Origin of the sequence: Burkholderia sp. BCC1638, assembly GCF_902833195.1 — a bacterium.
Classification (GTDB): Bacteria; Pseudomonadota; Gammaproteobacteria; order Burkholderiales; family Burkholderiaceae; genus Burkholderia; species Burkholderia diffusa.
Window position 1 is genome coordinate 1 of sequence record NZ_CADFEC010000095.1, and the last position, 680, is coordinate 680.

At 58.5% G+C, this 680-nt stretch carries 1 pseudogene; it reads right to left on the minus strand.

The annotated features are described in order from the left end of the window. Nucleotides 1-189: 189 nt before the first annotated feature. A pseudogene (locus tag HWX22_RS31345) lies at nt 190-515 on the minus strand (integrase core domain-containing protein); the annotation flags it as partial. Between the last annotated feature and the right edge of the window lie 165 nt (nt 516-680).

Below are 680 nucleotides of genomic sequence, written 5' to 3' on the forward strand. Positions count from 1 at the left end.
AATCGAACCTCTCCGTTTGCTGCTCAAGCGCGTCGCCGGAATCCACCGCTTTCCATCATCCCGGACCAATCACCCGCTGATTCGCTGCAATCTCCAGCCAGGGAGGCGACTCGGGCCGGTTCGGCAAGGCACTTCTAACACCTGACGTGCCCCCATCAATAGGGCCAATGGGCTTCTAGCAAAGTCCCTTTAAACCAACTCCTGGAAAGCGGCAGGAGTATCCGCGGTTGCCCGATGTTTCGCCGCAAACTCTGACGGCGCAAGTAGTTCAGTGCGCTGTGCGGCCTTTGCTCGTTGTAGCCCTGACGCCATGCCGCGATGACAGCCCGAGCGTGCGCGAGCGTCGTGAACCAGTGCTCGTTAAGGCATTCGTCGCGGAACTTGCCGTTGAACGATTCGATGTACGCATTCTGCGTTGGCTTGCCCGCCTGAATCAACTTCAGCGTGATGCCGTTCGCATACGCCCACTGGTCAAGCGCGCGGCTCGTAAATTCGGGGCCCTGGTCTGTTCGCACCGTCATGGCGTCCACTGTAGCAGTCGATGTAGCCACCGGCATGCGGATTTCGGTGATGGTGATCAGGCGTTTCGGCGAACGTGATCAGTTTGGAAGGTGGTGTTGCGCGGTCAATGGATTATAGCGAAGGTGATCACGATCAGGATGCGGAGGACTGCTTGGCGT